Here is a 16,202-nt window from a genome sequence, read left to right on the forward strand (position 1 = left end):
GTGGCAGGCGCCGAGTCCGCTCGAAGCCAGCCCGAACGAAGCCCCGCACCGAGAGGCGCGGGGCTTCGCTCATTTCGAGGGGAAAACTCCGGTGACGGCCGGCACCGGGCGCGGTAACGTGGCCCCGGCTTTCGATGCGGTCAGGTCGTTTGGAGCTCTTGGTGTCGTTGTCCGCGCTTGCGGCGCTGCTCTCGTGGGTCGCGCCGGTCCGCGCTGCGGACGAGCCGGAGCGCCGGCAAATGACCGAGGCCGAGATCGACAAGTGGCTCACGACCGAAGACAAGCCGGATAACCGCGACCTCGGTGAGGCTGATGATCAGGAAGAGGCGCCACCGCCCCCGCCACGCGGACACGGGTTCGTCGTCGAGTCCAGCGTCGGGGCCATGGGACACCTCGGCCCGCTCAAGAACGTCTCCCCGACGTCTCCGTGGTTCCACCTGCACTTTGGCTTCGAGCCGTTTGGTTGGCTGATGCTGTTCGGGGAGGGCGATCTGGTCTTCTCCAACACCTCGTACGCAAATCCGCCACCCGAGCCACGCACCTACGCACTCTTCGGTTTTGGCGGTGGGCTGCGCTTGACCGTCAAACCAGCGGACCGCTTTGGCATCTACGTGCAGGGCAGCGCCGGCGGGGCGAAGATCACCGAAGACGTGCTCTTCTACTACGGCTACCGCAGGGCCGATCAGCTCGGGCTGTACTGGGGTGGGCAGCTCGGGCTCGAGTGGTATCAGGTGAACCCTCACACTGCGCTCACCCTCCACGGCGGCGTGAAGAACTACCAGGATGTGCTGGGGCGCGACCGCGGTGGTGCACAGGCCCTGGCGTGGACCGGCGGACTCGCGCTTCGTTACGTGTTCTGAGCTCCGGCGCCGACGCTCGACTGGCCGTGCACGACACGATGGCCCTCTCCGCAGGCTGATTGTCAGCTCGTCACGCGGCGCGAAGACGCGCGGACAGCATGGCAAGAAACGGTTGGGAGCGCCGCGGCGCGCGCGACTGTTTCGTCGGATTTCGGCGTTTCTCCACGCCCGACGTGAGTGGCACGCGCGTTGCTCTACTCAGGAACATCAAGCCAAGGAGCCCTGAATGAGATTTCGTTCCGTCCACATCGCGTCGTTGTTCGTTGCGCCGCTCGCCTGCACAGTCCTTCTACTGTCTGCGACCGAAGCACGCGCAGAACCAGCGAGCCAGCGCGCTCACGCTACGCGCCCCGACGCGCAGCGTTCCGCCGGTCTCACGACGTGGCCGGCTCGGTTTTCGCCGCGGGCAATGCTGCCGGTCGCCCGTGGTGCGCGCCCCGCACGTGCGCCGCACAGCGCGCCCGCTGCACCGACGCCACCGCGGGCGACGCGCCCTCGAGCGAGCACCGCACAGCCGAGCACCGCGCAACCGAACCTGGTCGCGCTGGAGTTCCGCGAGCTCCGGGCCGGCGCGGCCACCGAGATCGAACGGTTCTCGCTGAGCCTTGGCGGCGACGGTTCGTCCCAGCTCGAGACTCGGGTGGGCGACGTCGAGTATCAGATCGGTGTCCGGCGCGACGGAGCCGGCGCGCTGGCACCGCTCGGGTTCGACATCCGGAAGCGCCAGCGCGGACCGCGGGCCAGCACCTCCGAAGCCCAGATCCGGGCCAGCGTGAAGATGCTCGCCGGCAAATCAGTCGTCATCGCAACCATCGATCGCGCCGACGGCAGCCGAACGGAGGTGCTCGCCCAGATCAAATGATCCCCCGAAAGGCCCGTCACTCTCACGCCTCCGGATCACGCGAAGCTGTTCCGACGCCTCGTCCCCTAAAAACTCCAAGCCAAGAGAAGAAGATGCAAGCCCTGCCCAAGGCAAGCCAGACGAAGCGTCGCGCGACCCGTGATCCCGGAGCCGTCCACCCAGGAGGTGTCACGCTCGGAGGCTGAAGCTCCGCGCAAAACCCAAGTTTCATGAATGCCGTGCACCGGCGGTGAACGTCCAACGACGTCTCCGCCGGTGTCCTCCTTCACCAGAACGAGCCCGCGCGTCAACCGCAGACGAACGCAAGCGCCAAGCCCCCGAGCCCGGGATTGTATTTGCACACCCCCGAGTCGCAGTTGTCACTGAGGCACTCGGCATCGCTCGTGCAGCTCTCGTCGTCAGCGCGCCGAGGCTCACAGGTCTTCGTGCTCTCGACGCAGTAGGTCGTCGAATCACACTCGTCGTTCGTGGTTCCGGTGCAGGTGCTGCCGGCCGTCAGCCTCGGTGCGCAGAGGTCGTTCGAGCAGTAGGCCGCATCGACGCAGTCCTGGGAGAACGAACAAGCCTGACCGACCGCCGCTCGCTTCTTGCAGACCTGACCGCTGCAGTGAAGTCCAGCATCGTAGTCACAGAGCAAGATCTGATTGTCGACGGCGTTGCCCGACCAGCTCCTGGCGCTCCCATGTTTTTCGCCGATGCAGGCCGCGCCCTCCGCGGCCAAGACGAAGGTTGCGCAAAGCCCGGTGTCGGAGCTGAAGTCCTGATCGCAGGTCGCATCGCCAGCGCACTCACCGGAGCTCGTGCAGCTGGCCCCCGGTTTCTTGGATCCACCCGACGAGCTCTTGGGAAACGCCTTGTCGCAGGACTCCGGCGACTTGGTCTTGAAGTCGCAGAAGCTGGGCTCTTTGGCCAGCGCCTCGTACTCCTTCAGACACTGATCTGCCAGAGCACTACTGGTAGGGCGTGCGCTCCCGTAGAGCGCTCGGCAGAAACTCTGGTCGCCCTCCATTCCGGCCTTCACACAGCACGGCTTGAACACGGCGCAGAAGCGCTCCGCGAAATCGTTCGAGTCGTCCGACGAACAGCCAAGAGCGGAGAGCGTGAGGCCGAAAAGGCCGCTCAGGAACAAGCACCTGGATGACATACGAACCAACCGATGGGTCATGTCGCACACCTCAGCAGATTTCGTGCCGGCGCGTCCGAGGTGCCGGCCGAAGGCAAGGAAGCACGGGGCACCGGGGTTTTCTTGCGCCATCGCGCGGACACGCATGCGCGGGCGGACGTCGGAGCGTCACACGTGACGCAGCCAGGGTTACGCTCCGGTCGCCGCTGGCCGCAGCGCGCGGCCGTGGGTCCCGGCGTCCTTCAGACGAGGTCGAGCACCCGCCCCACCACGAACTTCAGATAACGCCCTTCGAGGTGCTGCGCAAAGACCGGGTGGTCAGCGGGCTGCCCCGCATCGTGAATGATCTGGAACCGGCGTCGGGCCCGGGCGGCCGCGTCCGCCAGGGTCTGACGGAACGCCTCCGGCCCCACCTGCGAGGTGCAGCTCGCCGCGGCATAGAGCCCGCCCGGCGCCGTGACCCGTAGCCCCATCGAGTTGAGCTTCACGTAGGCGCGCAGGGCTTGTTTCTGCTGTTGTTTCTGGCGGGCGAAGCTCGGCGGATCCGAGATCACGAGATCCCAGGTCAATGCTCGTCGCCGCGCCTGGTCCAGGAACTCGAACACGTCTTTCACGACGAAATCGTGGGCGTCGGCGGCGAGGCCATTGAGACGGAAATTCTCCTGCGCCGCGACCATCGCCTGCTCCGCGACGTCCACGCTGGTGACATGAGTTGCTCCGCCGAGGGCAGCGTGCAGCGAAAAAGCTCCCGTGTAGGCGAACAGGTTGAGCACCCGCTGGCCCGCGGCGACCTCGCCGACGAATCGGCGGTTCTCACGATGATCGAGGAACAGCCCCGTCTTCTGCCCAACCGCGAGGTCCGCCCGCATCCGCACGCCGTGTTCCTCGATCAGCAGCTCCGTCGGCGGCAGCCGTCCCCAGACCAGCTCGATCCGCTCCTCGCCTTCGCGCCCCCGGCGCACGACGCCGGAGAGCTCGGTCGTCTCTCGCAGCGCGTCGGCCACCCAGCTGGCGATCTGCCCAAGGCCATCGGCGTAGACCACCATCATCGCGAAACGACCGTAGAGGTCGACGGTGATTCCGGGCAGCCCGTCCCCTTCCCCGAAGATCCACCGGTACGCCGTCGTGCGCTGGCTCCTGAGCGGGGCCCGGAGCTCCCAGGCCTCGCGCACTCGCGCGGCCACCCAGGTCGCGCTCGGCGGTTCCCGGGTCGAGTAGATCCGGAGTGCGATCTGCGACGACGCATCCCAGACCGCAAACGCGGTGCAAGCACCGGCGCGGACTCGCACCACGCTGCCGGGCTCGGCGCTGAAACCCCGCGGCACGTGATCGCGGTAGACCCACGGGTGCCCCGACGCGAGGGCGGCTTCGAGAAAACGAGGCAGCTCGATCTCGGGCAGGTTGGCCATGGGGTGAAGGGGTTCTCCCAGATCGCGCCGGAGCAGTCGAGCGCCGTCTGGGCCGGCTCAGCCCCCGACAATCTCGGAGAGCGACGCGAAGTCGGAGTCCTCGACGGCGCCCTTGACCCGACAGCGAACCTTGCCCTCGGGATCAACCAGCAAGTGCGTCGGCAATTCAGGATCTTCCTCGATACCGGCTAGAGAGAGCCACTCTTGCCGCTCTTTGCCCTCTCTCAACCAGTAACTAGCGCGCACACCATTCGCCGGCGCTGCGCCCAGAGAGTCGTCCAGCTGTCGCTGGTCGTCGTCGAGCGAAACGAAGGTCAGGTCCAGCTTCTTGCCCGCCGCTCGCAGCTTCTTCTCGAAGTCGATCAGGCGCGGCATCTCCTCTTTGCAGGGCACACACCAGGCAGCCCAGAAGTTCACCCAGGTCCAGGCCCCCGCGCCGACCCGCGGCTTGCCCGGCAGCTGCCCGGCACCTGGTGCGTTGGCGCGAGAGATGGGCTTGTCGGGGAACCCTCTGCCGGGTTTGTCCAGCTCTCCCGTGCACAGCTTGCGAGGCGGTTTCCGCGGCCTCGGCGGCGTGACCGCGGAGGCGCGTGAAGTCGGGGTGCTCGCGGGCGCAGCGACGGTGGCGCTCACGACCTGGCTCCGCTGTCCGGTCGCTCCCGGCTCGCGCTTTTTGTCGTCGTTGCAAGCGACGGAAAGTAGCGCAAACAGCGTTACAACCGGCAGTCGACCCACGAGACGAAAGCGGAGCGGTTGATGGACTCTTGGTCGCATTTCTTCCCGGCGCGGGAGTTCGGCCACGTGCAGTACTCCTTCGACAACTGAGCGAATTCGTTTCCCAGCCACAAGAGTCCCACCTTCTTCTCGATTTCCGGATCTTTGGAGACTTCCTTCAGGAAGTACATGATCGAGTTCGCGCGACGGTGGGAGAGCGCTCGATTCTTGTCGGCCGAGCCCGTCTTGGACGCGCGCGCGACCACGAAGAAGTAGCGGGCCCCCTTGCGGTCTGCCCAGCGGTCGCCCAACAACTTCTTGGCCTCGTCGTCCAGCTCGTCCTTGGCGGTGTCGAACAAGACGACCCCGCCGCGGTCCTTCAGCGGCGTGAAGAGCTCGTTGAAGTCGTCGTCGTCGATCGATGCAAACGTCTTCACGTCTGCCGGTTTGCACCCACGCCGGTCGTCGGCGCCGGCTAGACCGCACGAATGCAGGACCCGCTCGAGCACCTGCTTGAACTTCGGCGTGCAATAGGCCACCTCGGCGTGATCAGCGATGGCAGCTTTGGGTTTCTCCGCATCGGGGGTCGCCAGCCGCTCACCCGCTCCGCGCACCGCAGCCCGAACCGAGAGCGACAGGGCCCCGAGCGCCCCGAGCGTCAGGAGTGCACCGACCAGCGGAGCCACGAACCTCGCCTGGGTGCTCATGGGGAGAGCTCCGGGGCCAGCTGCCGCAACGTGTAGCGCAGGCCCATGTCCGTGTCTTCGTCGCAGATGCGCTGCTTCCTGACGAAGACCTGGGGCGTCGAGACGGCCACGGCGTTATCCGTGGCGAACTGCAAGTGGTTATTCAGAATCTGTTTCGTCTCCTTCGAGTCGACACACTTCAGCATCTCGGCGCCCCAGCGTTTTTCGATCAGAGCGCGCAGCGTGGGAGCACCGGCTTTGCCGGCCCGGGTCAGCGTATCTTGTTCGTCGTACGACCACTCGAGCACCTGCCGCGCTCGGTCCTTGCCGCAGATGACGGCCTTGCTCACGATGCAAGCGCCGGGGTGCATCGCGCTCGACAGCATCCAGTTACACTCGCTGTCGAGGGGCATGAGCGCGAGCTGCACGTCCAGGCGATCGAGCACACCCTCGATGGCCAGGCGCTGGTGAAACGCACGGCAGGTCGGGCACAGCGGGTCCTCGAAGAACAGCGCCGGCAAGACCATGCGACTGCCGGTCATCCGCAAGAGACCGTCCGCCGCGCCGGGGTCCTTCTTGAGCGTGCCGCACTTGTCGAGGTACGGCCGGTGATCCGGCATTGCGCTGGCGTAGACCGCCGCCGGCACCAGAGTGACCGCGCCGAGTGCAGGTAGAAAAGCCAGAGGCACCAACCAACTGCCCTGCGGCCGCTCGACGGACTCAGCGTAGGCCGCCGACGCTTGCCTCCGATTCCCTAGCAGTCCGAGCAGCGCGCCGAGCGCGAGCAGAAACGAAGAGATGTAGATGCCGACGCAGGTCTTGCAAAACGAGCCCAGCTGGGTCGCACTGATGATTGCCATCCCGATGGACACCAGGAGTGGAGTGACCCCGACCGCGGCAAAAAAACCCACGGCGCGCCGTGGTGCCTTGGCTCCCGCGAGCAGCAGGTAGAGCGCGAACCCGGCGAAGAAGGTGAACGAGCCGAGAGCAAACAGGGAGATCGGGATCCCTCCCCAGTACTTGTCGCGGAAGAACGCGGCGTAGGGGCTGTACATCGCGGTCCGGCAGGCTTCGGCGGCATCCGTCGGCGCAGCGCCAGGGATGAAGCTGCAATGCAGATCGTGAAGTCGCCGATCGAGGTGCGACGAATAGTCGAGCGTGGAGTTCGCAGCGAACGTCAGCCCAAGGCCGGAGGCCGTGAGCGCGATGGCTGCGGGGAGTCTCGAGTTGGGACCAAACATGGGAGAGTCAGGGCACCTGGATTGTGAACGCCGAACCCGGCGCCCAAGAGCCCGGAAGGCATGGCAGAAGGCACACGACCGAGTCAAATCGACCGGGTAATTCCCGCTCATTCCGAGCATATGGGGCGTCCCGTGAGCAGGGCAGCCTCGAGAGAGGACGGGAGGTAGCGGGAGCCATCGTGTTGCCGCGCGCACCCAGAAAGTGCCGGGCAGTTCGAGCCTGAGCTATGCTTCGATCTCTTGGATTGGGAGGCGTGATGGCAAAGCTTTCGAGTGTCGGTGGTTTGGTGTTGGTGATGGCTGCGCTCGTCGCGCCAGCGTGTGGCGGCAACAGCGAGGACGACGCCAAGAAGTCCACCGGGGGAACCGGCGGTAGCAACACTGGCGGCACCAGCGGCGGTGGCACCTCGAGCGGTGGCTCGACCAGTGGCGGCACCGGAGGCGGCGTGGCCGGAGCCGGAGGCAGTGTGGCCGGAGCCGGAGGCAGCATGGCCGGGGCTGGAGGCAGTGTGGCCGGAGCCGGAGGCAGCATGGCCGGAGCTGGTGGCAGCATGGCCGGAGCTGGTGGCGCGAGCACCGGAGGCGCGAACACCGGAGGCGCGAACACCGGAGGCGCAAACACCGGAGGCGCGAACACCGGGGGCGCCAGCACCGGAGGCACGGGCGGCGGCGGGATCACCTGTCCGGCAACGGCGCAGGACAACGGCAACTGCCAGAACTCACTCCAGAACTGCACCTACGGCAATCAGCAGTGCACCTGCTACGGCGGTCACTGGGACTGCGATCCCTGCCCCACCGCAAAGCCGAACAACAACGCGCAGTGCCAGTCGACGGGCGCACAGTGCGTCTACGGCAGCGAGCAGTGCATGTGTTACGGCTTCGACTGGGACTGCGGCACCTGCCCCGCGACCCAGCCGACCGGGAGCTGTCAGCTGTTTGGCATCCGCTGTCAGTACGGTGCCAACGAATGCACGTGTAACAACGGTCAGTGGCAGTGTGGCAACGCCAACGGCTGTCCGGGCAATCCGCCGCAGTCGGGTGGCAACTGCAGCGTGCAGGCGGGGCAGGTCTGTACCTGGGGCGGCTTCCAGTGCGCGTGCGTGTCCAGTAAATGGTTCTGCGCTTGAGAAGTGAGCTCGGCGCGTCCCTCGCGCTCCTCTTGGTCGCCTCGCAGCAGATTGCACCGGGTTCCCAATCTGAGCTACCTTCATCTCGGGTCTGGGTAGGAGGCGAGAATGTCTAAGCTTACGAGTTTGGGATGGGCGAGTGTGGTTTCGGCGCTGCTCGTGGCAACCGCTTGCGGCGGTGATAGCGAAGGCGACACCAAGGCAACCGGCGGCACCGGCGGGAAGAACACCGGCGGCACCTCGGGCGGCGGTACTTCCAGCGGAGGCGGCGGATCCGGCGGCGGCACAGCCGGCGCGGGTGGCGGCACAGCTGGCGCGGGCGGCGGCACGGCCGGCGCAGGCGGTGGCACGGCGGGCGCAGGCGGCGGCACCGCGGGCGCAGGCGGCGGTACGGCGGGCGCGGGTGGCGGCGCGGCGGGCGCAGGCGGAGCAACCGGCGGCGCGGCGGGCACCGGCGGCGCGGGCGGAACGACCGGCGGCACCGGCGGCACCGGTGGCGCAACGGGGGGAACCGGAGGCACGGGCGGCGGCGGCCCGACCTGTCCAGGGACTCAGCCGCAGAGCAATTCTCAGTGCACGACTCCGCTCCAGAACTGCACGTTCAACAACCAACAGTGCACCTGCTTCGGCGGAACGTGGGACTGTGATCCGTGTCCAACAAATAAACCGACCGTCGCCGCCAACTGCAACAGCTTCGGCACCGACACGGCGCAGTGCTTCTACGGCACCGACCAATGCATGTGTTACAACGGCGACTGGGACTGCGGAACCTGCCCGGCAACGCAGCCGACCGGCAGCTGCGGCAAGCTGAGTGGCATCCGTTGCATGTACGGGGCGGGCCAGTGTACGTGCAACAACGGCAACTGGTCGTGCACTGGTGGCAGCGCATGTCCAGGCGCCCCGCCGCAATCGGGGAGCAACTGCACCCTCGCTGCGGGTCAGGTCTGCACCTGGGGCGGCCTGCAGTGCACCTGTGTGACGAACAAGTGGTTCTGCACCTGACAGCGCGCGCAACGTGATCCGATGCCCCGGCCGCAATTGTGGCTCGGGGCTTCGTCTTTTGGTGGTCGCGTGGGTTGACCTCGCGCCATCCCGGCCCAAGAGTTTCGGCCTTGATTCTTGGGTGCGGCAGCTGTCTTGCCGCAGGAGCGCGCTGGTCGGGCCGCCAGCGGTCGCAAACGAACCATGCGCCCCGATCCATCCGCCGAAGCCAAGTTGACCGAGGATCCGGAGCCCAGTCGTCGAGACGGCTGGCGCCCTGCACGCCGAATCGCGCGGCGCTTGCTGCGCCCCGTCGAGAGCTTTCTGGCAATCGAGGCGGCGAGCGGGATCATTCTGCTGTGCGCCGCACTGCTGGCTCTCGGGTGGGCCAATTCACCGTGGAGCAGCAGCTACGAAGCACTCTGGCACATCCCCATCGGCGCCACGCTCGGCAGGTGGAGCTTCCAGCGAGACGTGCACTTCTGGATCAACGACGGGCTGATGGCGGTGTTCTTCTTCGTCGTTGGTTTGGAGATCCGACGCGAGATGCACAAGGGCGAGCTCAGCGAGCTCCGCCGCGCCGCGTTCCCCCTCGCCGCAGCGGTCGGTGGCATGCTGGCGCCAGCCTTGATCTTCGCGCTGCTCAATCGAGGCCTGCCGAGCTCCAGCGGGTGGGGAGTCCCAATGGCCACCGACATCGCCTTTGCGGTCGGCGTGCTCGCGCTCTTGGGCCGCAGGGTGCCACCGGCGCTGCGAGTGCTCCTCCTGGCGCTTGCGGTCATCGACGACGTCGGCGCCATCCTGGTGATCGCCATCTTCTATTCCACTGGCGTGCAGCTGACCGGGTTCGCCATCGCGGCCGGCGGCATCCTCGGTATCGTGATCTTGCAAGGCTTCCGCGTGCGCTCCACCGTCGCTTACGCGCTACCGGCAATCGTCGTCTGGGCCGGCATCTACAAGAGCGGCGTTCACCCGACGCTGGCTGGCGTCCTCGTCGGTCTGATGACACCCGTGCGCGCGCTCCCGGGCGAAAGGCGTTCGCCGGTGGAGAACCTCGAGGGGCAACTGCACGGAGTCGTCGCGTACTGGATCATGCCGCTTTTTGCCTTGGCCAACGCCGGGGTACCCCTGGCCGGAGTCGCCATCGACGGCGACGGTGCGCTGCTCTTCTCCGGCGTCACGCTCGGACTGGTGCTGGGCAAACCCCTGGGGATTGCCGGCATGGCGTGGCTCGCCAATCGCGCGGGGTTTGCACTCCGCCCGCGCGGCGTGCAGTGGAGCGGGGTATTGGTCGTGGGACTCGTCGGGGGCATCGGCTTCACGATGTCGTTGTTCGTGGCCGACCTCGCTTTCCCACCGGGCAAGCTGCTCGAGACCGCGAAGCTCGCAGTGCTGGTAGCCTCGGGCCTCGCAGCCGTGCTGGGACTCGGTGTCGGGCGACTGGTCCTCAAACAGTCTGTGGACCCCAAGGCCGCACGGTCGGCCCACGAGGCCGAGACATCGACCGAGGCCTGAACACCCCTCGACGTGTCCAGCCGGCGCGCTAGGCTTTTCTCGTGGCAACTTGCGCGGGATGTGCCCTCTCCGCCGGCAGCGTGACGGCAATGTTCGTCATCGGGCGGGTCATCGCCTGGTGGGCCAATCGCACCCGCATGCGCAGAATGGCTGAGGTCGAGCGAGAGCCGACGTAAGCTACCGCGCATGCGCCCTTCGCGCCCGCGCTCGCCCGCCCGTCAACGCCCCGACAAACCGCCGCTGCGTCCGCAGGTGACGACCCTGTGGGATTACCCATCGCAGCACTACGGTAGCGAACAACAAGGCAGCCAGGCCTTCAAGGGCGCGACGCCGAGCTACGTGGTCTGGAACGTGGTGCACCGCTTCACCGCACCCGGCGAGCTCGTGCTCGATCCCTTCTGCGGGAGCGGGACGACCCTCGATGTCTGCAAAGATCTCGGGCGTGTCGGCACTGGCTTCGATCTGGCACCCACTCGGCCGGACATTCGCCTCGCCGACGCTCGCAGCATGCCGCTCAAAGATCGCAGCGTGGACCTGGTCTTCATGGATCCGCCGTACGCGGACAATCTCGACTACTCGGACGATGAACGTTGCATCGGCAAGCTCAAAGCCGACGGACGCTACCAGCGCGCCATGCGACTCGTGCTCGACGAGTGCGCGCGCGTGCTGCGGGAAAAGCGCATGCTCGCGATCTACGTGTGCGACGTGTTCAAGAAGGGTCGGGGCTTCTGGCCCCTCGGCTTCGAGCTCTTCGAGCTGGCCCAGAAGGACTTCATCCCGCATGACATCGTCGCGGTCGTGCGCCACAACCGCACACTGGGGCTCGGCAACTACCGGAAGGCCGCCGACGAAGCCGGCTTCTTCCTGCGCGGTTTCAACTATCTACTGCTCTTCGAGCGGCGGCCGAGTGAAAAGGGCAGACCCGCCGCGGCTCCGCGCCGCCCGCGGCGCGCCGAGTGACGCAGGAAGACCCGTGTTTCCGCGGGAGCCGGGCGCGGGGGCGAAAGCTGACCCGCCCGAAACCATTGAAACTTCGCGGCGGACGCTGCGAAAGCAGGTGGCCTGAGCTACGCTCGCCTGAAGTCGGTAGAGGAGGCTTAGAGTGAAACGAGTCTTGGCGGCGTGTTTCGCCGCGCTGGGTGCGTACGTCCTGATCGCCTGCGCTTCGAGCGGGAGCGGCAGCGGAAACGGCGGCTGTGGCAACAACACCAAGGACGGGACGGAGGCTTGCGACGGCAAGGATTTCGGTGGCCTGACCTGTCAGACGCTCGGCTTCAAGGGCGGAAACCTGGGTTGCAACGCCACGACCTGCCAGCTCGACCCAGCGACCTGCTGTAATGACAGTTGCGTCAATGTAGGCGACACACAGTGCCAGGGCAGCATCCTCCAGACCTGCAGCCAAGGCGCCACCGGGTGTCGTGGCTGGGTACAGAGCGCCGACTGCGCATCGAACGGCCAGCTTTGCGACGCCACCGGCGGGAAGGCAGCTTGCGCCGCCAGTTGTGTCAGCGCCTGCCCGACCCTGGGCGCAACCCAGTGCAACGCCGGCGTGATCGAGAAGTGCGAGACCAACGCCACGACCACTTGCAATCAGTGGACTCCGGGTGAGGACTGCGCGGCCAAGAGCCAGAGCTGTGATGCCACCAGCGGGACGGCCCAGTGCGGCGCCGCCTGTGTCAACCAATGCACCAAGGCGGGTGACACCCAGTGCAGCGGAAACGTGCTGCGCACCTGCACCCAAGGTGCGGACGGCTGCTTGATGTTGCTGACCACGTCGGACTGTGCTGCGGCGGGCCAGGCCTGTACCACACCGGGCGGCGTGGCCCAGTGCACCCTCGCCTGCAACAACAAGTGCAGCGCAGTGGGAACCCAGAACTGCGTCGGCAACGTGTTGTCGACCTGCGGCTCGGACGCGAACGGCTGTTTGGACTGGCAGCAGACCGAAGACTGCTCGCTGAAGAGCCAGTTCTGCAAGCTCGCGGGGGCCGGCAAGGCCAAATGCGAGGGTGTCTGCACCAACCCGTGCCCCACGCTGAACGCGAAACAGTGCAACGCCAACGTCATCCAGGAGTGCAAGGTCGGGATCAATGGCTGCCAGGACTGGCAGGCCACGACAACCTGCCCACTGGGGCAGAAGTGTGAACAGAGCGGCAGCAACTACTCGTGTGTGACCGGAGCTGCCACGGGGGAAGATTGCGGCACCGTCATCCCGATCAAAGCTGGCAAGAACACGTTGAACTGGACCGCCACCAAGAACGATTACCTGGTCAGCACCCCGAGCTGTGCGTCGGGTTACAGCGTGCTCGCGCCCGACTTGGTGCTGGCGTACCAGGCCGGCTTCACAGGCAGCCTGGAGTTCACCTTCGAGAAGCCGATCAGCACGCGCTGGGTGGCGGTGGTCGGCAGCGGCACCTGCGGCAGTGTCTCGGCACCCCTGGCTTGTGTCGCGGACTACTCGCTCACCGCCATGAGCGGTAGCGTGAACGTGACCAGTGGGACCACCTACTTCTTCTACGTCGCCCACGTGAACTCCGGCACCGCGCCCCTGAACAACCCGCTCGTGGTGACGCTCGCCGAGGTCAACTGCAGCACGTTCAGCGCGAGCGCGGTGACCCAGACCCCAGCGCACAACTCCACGACCAGCACACTGAAGCCGACCCTGACCGTCGACTTCGACGTGCCACTGGTCACGACCGGCTGGACGGTGAAGGTCACGGGCAACAAGGGCACGAACCTCAGCTTCACCTACCCCAACACGGCGATCACGTGGACCAATGGCAACAAGACGCTGAACATCAACCCGGGCATCGCGATGCCCGCGGGTGAAGTGGTGACGGTCGATCTGTCCGGATTTACCGACGCCAAGTGCAGCAAGCCCATCACCAAACCGAGCTGGCAGTTCACGGTGGTCACTCCGCCGTGCAGCATCGGACAAAACGGCATGGTGGGCGCGGCTGTGACCAAGGTGAGCGCGCCGAGTGGCCTCTGGTACTACGTCGCCACCGACACTAGCCCCACGGGCTACGTCTACCTTGGCAACACCAGCACGCTCTGGCGGGTGACCAAGGGCTCGTGGATCCAGCAAACCGCGGCGGGTGTGACGTCGTCGTGGCTCGGTTACGGGTTCTTCATGAACGGCCCCGATCCGTTCTCGATCCGCTACACGCTGACGGGCACCGCGGGTTACGTCTGGAAGCTCATCCCCGGCACCACCTGGAGCGGCCAGGACTACGTGACGTTCCCGCAGGTCCCCGGCGACTACCTCCGCTCGGGTGTGGTCTACAAGGGCAAGATCTACATGATCACGACCGAGTCCACGACCGGTACGGCCACCGAGGTCTGGTCGGCCAACGCCGCGCCCTCGACCTTTCCGAACAACGCGACCCAGGAAGCGACGTTCACGGGTGAGAACTACTGCAGCGGCCTGGCCGTCGACGACAAGTTCTTCTACACGGCCTGCGGCACCAACAAGCGCCTGATCCGCATCGACCGTACGACAAAAGCCGTGACACTGATCACCAACGCCTTCGACCTCAACACATCGAGCTACTCGAACGCCGTACACGCGCAGGACACGAACAACGACGGCACCGCGGACTTCCTCTACTACAAGGGCTACCGCAGCGAGGTCTACTTCGTGTGCAGCCCGGCGGGCACCACACCGTACGCCGACATCCTCGCGAGCTACGGCACCAGCACCAGCTCGTACGGGCTCGGCTTCGACGCGACCAACAAGACGCTCTACGCCTTCGACTACGGCGCCTACCAGCTAGCCGAGATCAAGTGAGCGGCGGGCGCCCTCGAGCGCCCGCGTCCGCTCTCACTTCACGGTCGGGTTGATCGTCCCCAGGTTCAGTCCGCCCGGGTACATGTAGCTCGTCCAGTCGCCGTAGCCGTAGACGGTGATGCCAAAGGTCTTCGCGCCTGAGGCCTGGTGCACGCTGCCTGGGCCGAGCTTCACGTGAGCAATGCCCCAGCCGCTCTCGCCGATGGCGGTGAAGTTGCTCACGACCTGCTCATCGACTCGCACGGTCTGGCCCACTCGAGCGATGACGTCGACCCAGCTCGACGCGTAACTCTCCGGCGCGAGGAACGTGTACTCGTTGCGGTACTGGCCGGTCGGGATCGCCATCGATTGAGCGGGGTCGCCCCCGACACCGTCGTCGCCGTTCTTGTCCGTACCTTGCATGAACTGCGCAACGATGATGGGTTTGCCCGCCTTGATGCGCACGTTGTCGCGCAGGTAGCGGATCTCGAGCGGAGGGCTGCTCGGGCCGAGCACCACCGGCAGATGCACACTCGGAGGATCGAAGAGCACGTCCGTTCCCTCCTCGATGGCCACGATGCGCAGCGTCTGCTGGGCGTCGGGGTTCGGACCCGACGGAGTCGCCGGCGGCGCAACGACGTACTCGTGCCCCAGCGTCTCGTCCGGGAACATGACCTCCTCCACGTGGTCGCAGGCTTGGGTCTCCGGAGCCGGGATGTTCGCGCAGCCGTTCCCGGCAATGACCTGCACCGGCTTGGACGCAACGACCACCGAGCCGGTCACGTCAGAGCCGGCCGAATCGAAGCAGAATGGCCCGCCTGTCGACATGCCGATCATCTGCAGCACATCCCCTCGGCTCAGCTTGGCGTAACCCTGACCCGATGAATCGAAGCCACCACCCGGCGCGAGATCTCCCCGCGGCGTCAGCTGAACTTCGGTGTCGTCTGCGGTCGCGGTGATGGTGAAAAATGCGGGTTTGCAGCCGAGCGTTGGCCAGGTCGAGACGGTGTAGCGCTCGCGCAGCGCGTGCGCCGGCAAGAGCAGTGATGCGTCGTTCGAGTAGGAATAACAACCGTCCCCGCTCGGACCCTTCGGGCAGTCGCTGGGCCTCGGCTCGAGCTGGTAGTCGAGCGGGTTGAACTGATAGGCCGCAATGGGCTGATCACTCCGGACTCGATAGGCACCGCCCTTGACCAGGCTGCTCGTGCCGGGAGGTTGCGGCTGCCCCATGAAATTCGGGTCGGGCCCCTTGAGCTCCTTCACCCACGGCAGCCGCAGGGTCTCGAGCTTCCCCGGCTCCAGTACCAAGGACCGGATTTCATCCGTGCCGCGCGTGATGAGCACGTTGGCGGCGACCTTGCCGACGTTCGACACCACGACCGCAAACTCGAAGCCGTCCCAGACCCCGTTGTTCAAGGTGACGGTCGGGTAATAGTCGCAGCCCAGATAGCTCGAACCCAGCGCTCCCCACGAACAAGCGCCGACACAGCCTCCGGGCGTGCAGGTCATGCCTTGTTTCTCGTCACACTGGTAGCTCAGATAACCCGCGCCATCCGGGCGGCAGACGCTGGCCTGCCCGTTCTCGCAGCTGCCCGCCCCCGGTGTGCAGGTCACACAACCCACGCCCTCGTGACAGGTCTTGCCGATGGCCGCGCAATCGACGCGATGGGTCTTGTCGGCGCAGTCGACGGCTTGTGCCCCCTCGCACGCAAAGCCGTCGCCACCCGTCGCGCAAAAATCGATCTTCGGTCCCCCGGCCCGGTCGGCGCCCAGGTCGTCGTCCGTGCTGGCGCACGCGGACAGGACCGCGCCGCAGGCGCCAAGCACAACCACCCCCGCCAGCGCCCATGACTTCGCCGGACTTTTCCCGAGTTTCACCCTGGTCATACTCCCTGCCTCCGCCGACATCCGCCGGCTC

Annotated in this window: 13 protein-coding genes; 7 read left to right on the forward strand and 6 right to left on the reverse strand. The window is 66.3% G+C overall.

The window, feature by feature from the left end:
• The first annotated feature begins 134 nt into the window (after positions 1-134).
• Together IPI67_29490 and IPI67_29495 are read left to right on the forward strand one after the other, a co-directional pair.
• Complete coding sequence (locus IPI67_29490; protein ID MBK7584325.1) at positions 135-860, forward strand: hypothetical protein; 726 nt, start codon at positions 135-137, stop codon at positions 858-860.
• 226 nt (positions 861-1,086) lie between these two features.
• On the forward strand, positions 1,087-1,722 hold the full coding sequence (locus tag IPI67_29495) for a hypothetical protein (protein MBK7584326.1): 636 nt from the start codon (positions 1,087-1,089) through the stop codon (positions 1,720-1,722).
• A 286-nt stretch (positions 1,723-2,008) separates the two neighbouring features.
• Here IPI67_29495 and IPI67_29500 read toward each other — a convergent pair whose 3' ends face one another.
• The 5 genes from IPI67_29500 to IPI67_29520 form a co-directional block, all read right to left on the reverse strand.
• Entirely contained in the window at positions 2,009-2,887 is an 879-nt protein-coding gene (locus IPI67_29500; protein MBK7584327.1) for a hypothetical protein, read from the reverse strand.
• Positions 2,888-3,087: 200 nt separating this feature from the next.
• Positions 3,088-4,254 carry a class I SAM-dependent rRNA methyltransferase gene (locus IPI67_29505; GenBank protein ID MBK7584328.1) on the reverse strand — a complete coding sequence of 389 codons (1,167 nt, stop codon included), beginning with the start codon at positions 4,252-4,254 and terminating at the stop codon, positions 3,088-3,090.
• A gap of 57 nt (positions 4,255-4,311) precedes the next feature.
• Entirely contained in the window at positions 4,312-4,887 is a 576-nt protein-coding gene (locus IPI67_29510; GenBank protein MBK7584329.1) for a TlpA family protein disulfide reductase, read from the reverse strand.
• 80 nt (positions 4,888-4,967) lie between these two features.
• Positions 4,968-5,654 (reverse strand): hypothetical protein, encoded by a 687-nt coding sequence (locus IPI67_29515; protein ID MBK7584330.1) that lies wholly within the window; start codon positions 5,652-5,654, stop codon positions 4,968-4,970.
• 17 nt (positions 5,655-5,671) lie between these two features.
• Positions 5,672-6,895 (reverse strand): hypothetical protein, encoded by a 1,224-nt coding sequence (locus IPI67_29520; GenBank protein MBK7584331.1) that lies wholly within the window; start codon positions 6,893-6,895, stop codon positions 5,672-5,674.
• 257 nt (positions 6,896-7,152) lie between these two features.
• Here IPI67_29520 and IPI67_29525 point away from each other — a divergent pair, with 257 nt between their 5' ends.
• From IPI67_29525 to IPI67_29545, 5 genes are all read left to right on the forward strand, one after another.
• Entirely contained in the window at positions 7,153-8,022 is an 870-nt protein-coding gene (locus tag IPI67_29525) for a hypothetical protein (GenBank protein MBK7584332.1), read from the forward strand.
• Positions 8,023-8,130: 108 nt separating this feature from the next.
• Positions 8,131-9,024, forward strand: a complete 894-nt coding sequence (locus IPI67_29530) for a hypothetical protein (GenBank protein MBK7584333.1) — start codon at positions 8,131-8,133, stop codon at positions 9,022-9,024.
• A gap of 183 nt (positions 9,025-9,207) precedes the next feature.
• Positions 9,208-10,518 (forward strand): Na+/H+ antiporter NhaA, encoded by a 1,311-nt coding sequence (gene nhaA, locus IPI67_29535; protein ID MBK7584334.1) that lies wholly within the window; start codon positions 9,208-9,210, stop codon positions 10,516-10,518.
• A gap of 186 nt (positions 10,519-10,704) precedes the next feature.
• Positions 10,705-11,478, forward strand: coding sequence for a DNA methylase (locus IPI67_29540; GenBank protein MBK7584335.1), 774 nt, complete (start codon positions 10,705-10,707; stop codon positions 11,476-11,478).
• A 142-nt stretch (positions 11,479-11,620) separates the two neighbouring features.
• Positions 11,621-14,305 (forward strand): hypothetical protein, encoded by a 2,685-nt coding sequence (locus IPI67_29545; protein MBK7584336.1) that lies wholly within the window; start codon positions 11,621-11,623, stop codon positions 14,303-14,305.
• A 33-nt stretch (positions 14,306-14,338) separates the two neighbouring features.
• Here IPI67_29545 and IPI67_29550 read toward each other — a convergent pair whose 3' ends face one another.
• Positions 14,339-16,162, reverse strand: a complete 1,824-nt coding sequence (locus IPI67_29550) for an IgGFc-binding protein (GenBank protein ID MBK7584337.1) — start codon at positions 16,160-16,162, stop codon at positions 14,339-14,341.
• Positions 16,163-16,202: the final 40 nt, after the last annotated feature.

This window comes from Myxococcales bacterium, from assembly GCA_016706225.1.
Lineage (GTDB): Bacteria > Myxococcota_A > Polyangia > Polyangiales > Polyangiaceae > JADJKB01.

Excerpts from the sequence above, each read along its gene's own strand:
- IPI67_29490 (MBK7584325.1), top strand. The coding sequence starts at position 135 with ATGCGGTCAGGTCGTTTGGAGCTCTTGGTGTCGTTGTCCGCGCTTGCG.
- IPI67_29495 (MBK7584326.1), top strand. The coding sequence starts at position 1,087 with ATGAGATTTCGTTCCGTCCACATCGCGTCGTTGTTCGTTGCGCCGCTC.
- IPI67_29500 (MBK7584327.1), bottom strand. The coding sequence starts at position 2,887 with ATGACCCATCGGTTGGTTCGTATGTCATCCAGGTGCTTGTTCCTGAGC.
- IPI67_29505 (MBK7584328.1), bottom strand. The coding sequence starts at position 4,254 with ATGGCCAACCTGCCCGAGATCGAGCTGCCTCGTTTTCTCGAAGCCGCC.
- IPI67_29520 (MBK7584331.1), bottom strand. The coding sequence starts at position 6,895 with ATGTTTGGTCCCAACTCGAGACTCCCCGCAGCCATCGCGCTCACGGCC.
- IPI67_29525 (MBK7584332.1), top strand. The coding sequence starts at position 7,153 with ATGGCAAAGCTTTCGAGTGTCGGTGGTTTGGTGTTGGTGATGGCTGCG.
- IPI67_29530 (MBK7584333.1), top strand. The coding sequence starts at position 8,131 with ATGTCTAAGCTTACGAGTTTGGGATGGGCGAGTGTGGTTTCGGCGCTG.
- nhaA (MBK7584334.1), top strand. The coding sequence starts at position 9,208 with ATGCGCCCCGATCCATCCGCCGAAGCCAAGTTGACCGAGGATCCGGAG.
- IPI67_29540 (MBK7584335.1), top strand. The coding sequence starts at position 10,705 with ATGCGCCCTTCGCGCCCGCGCTCGCCCGCCCGTCAACGCCCCGACAAA.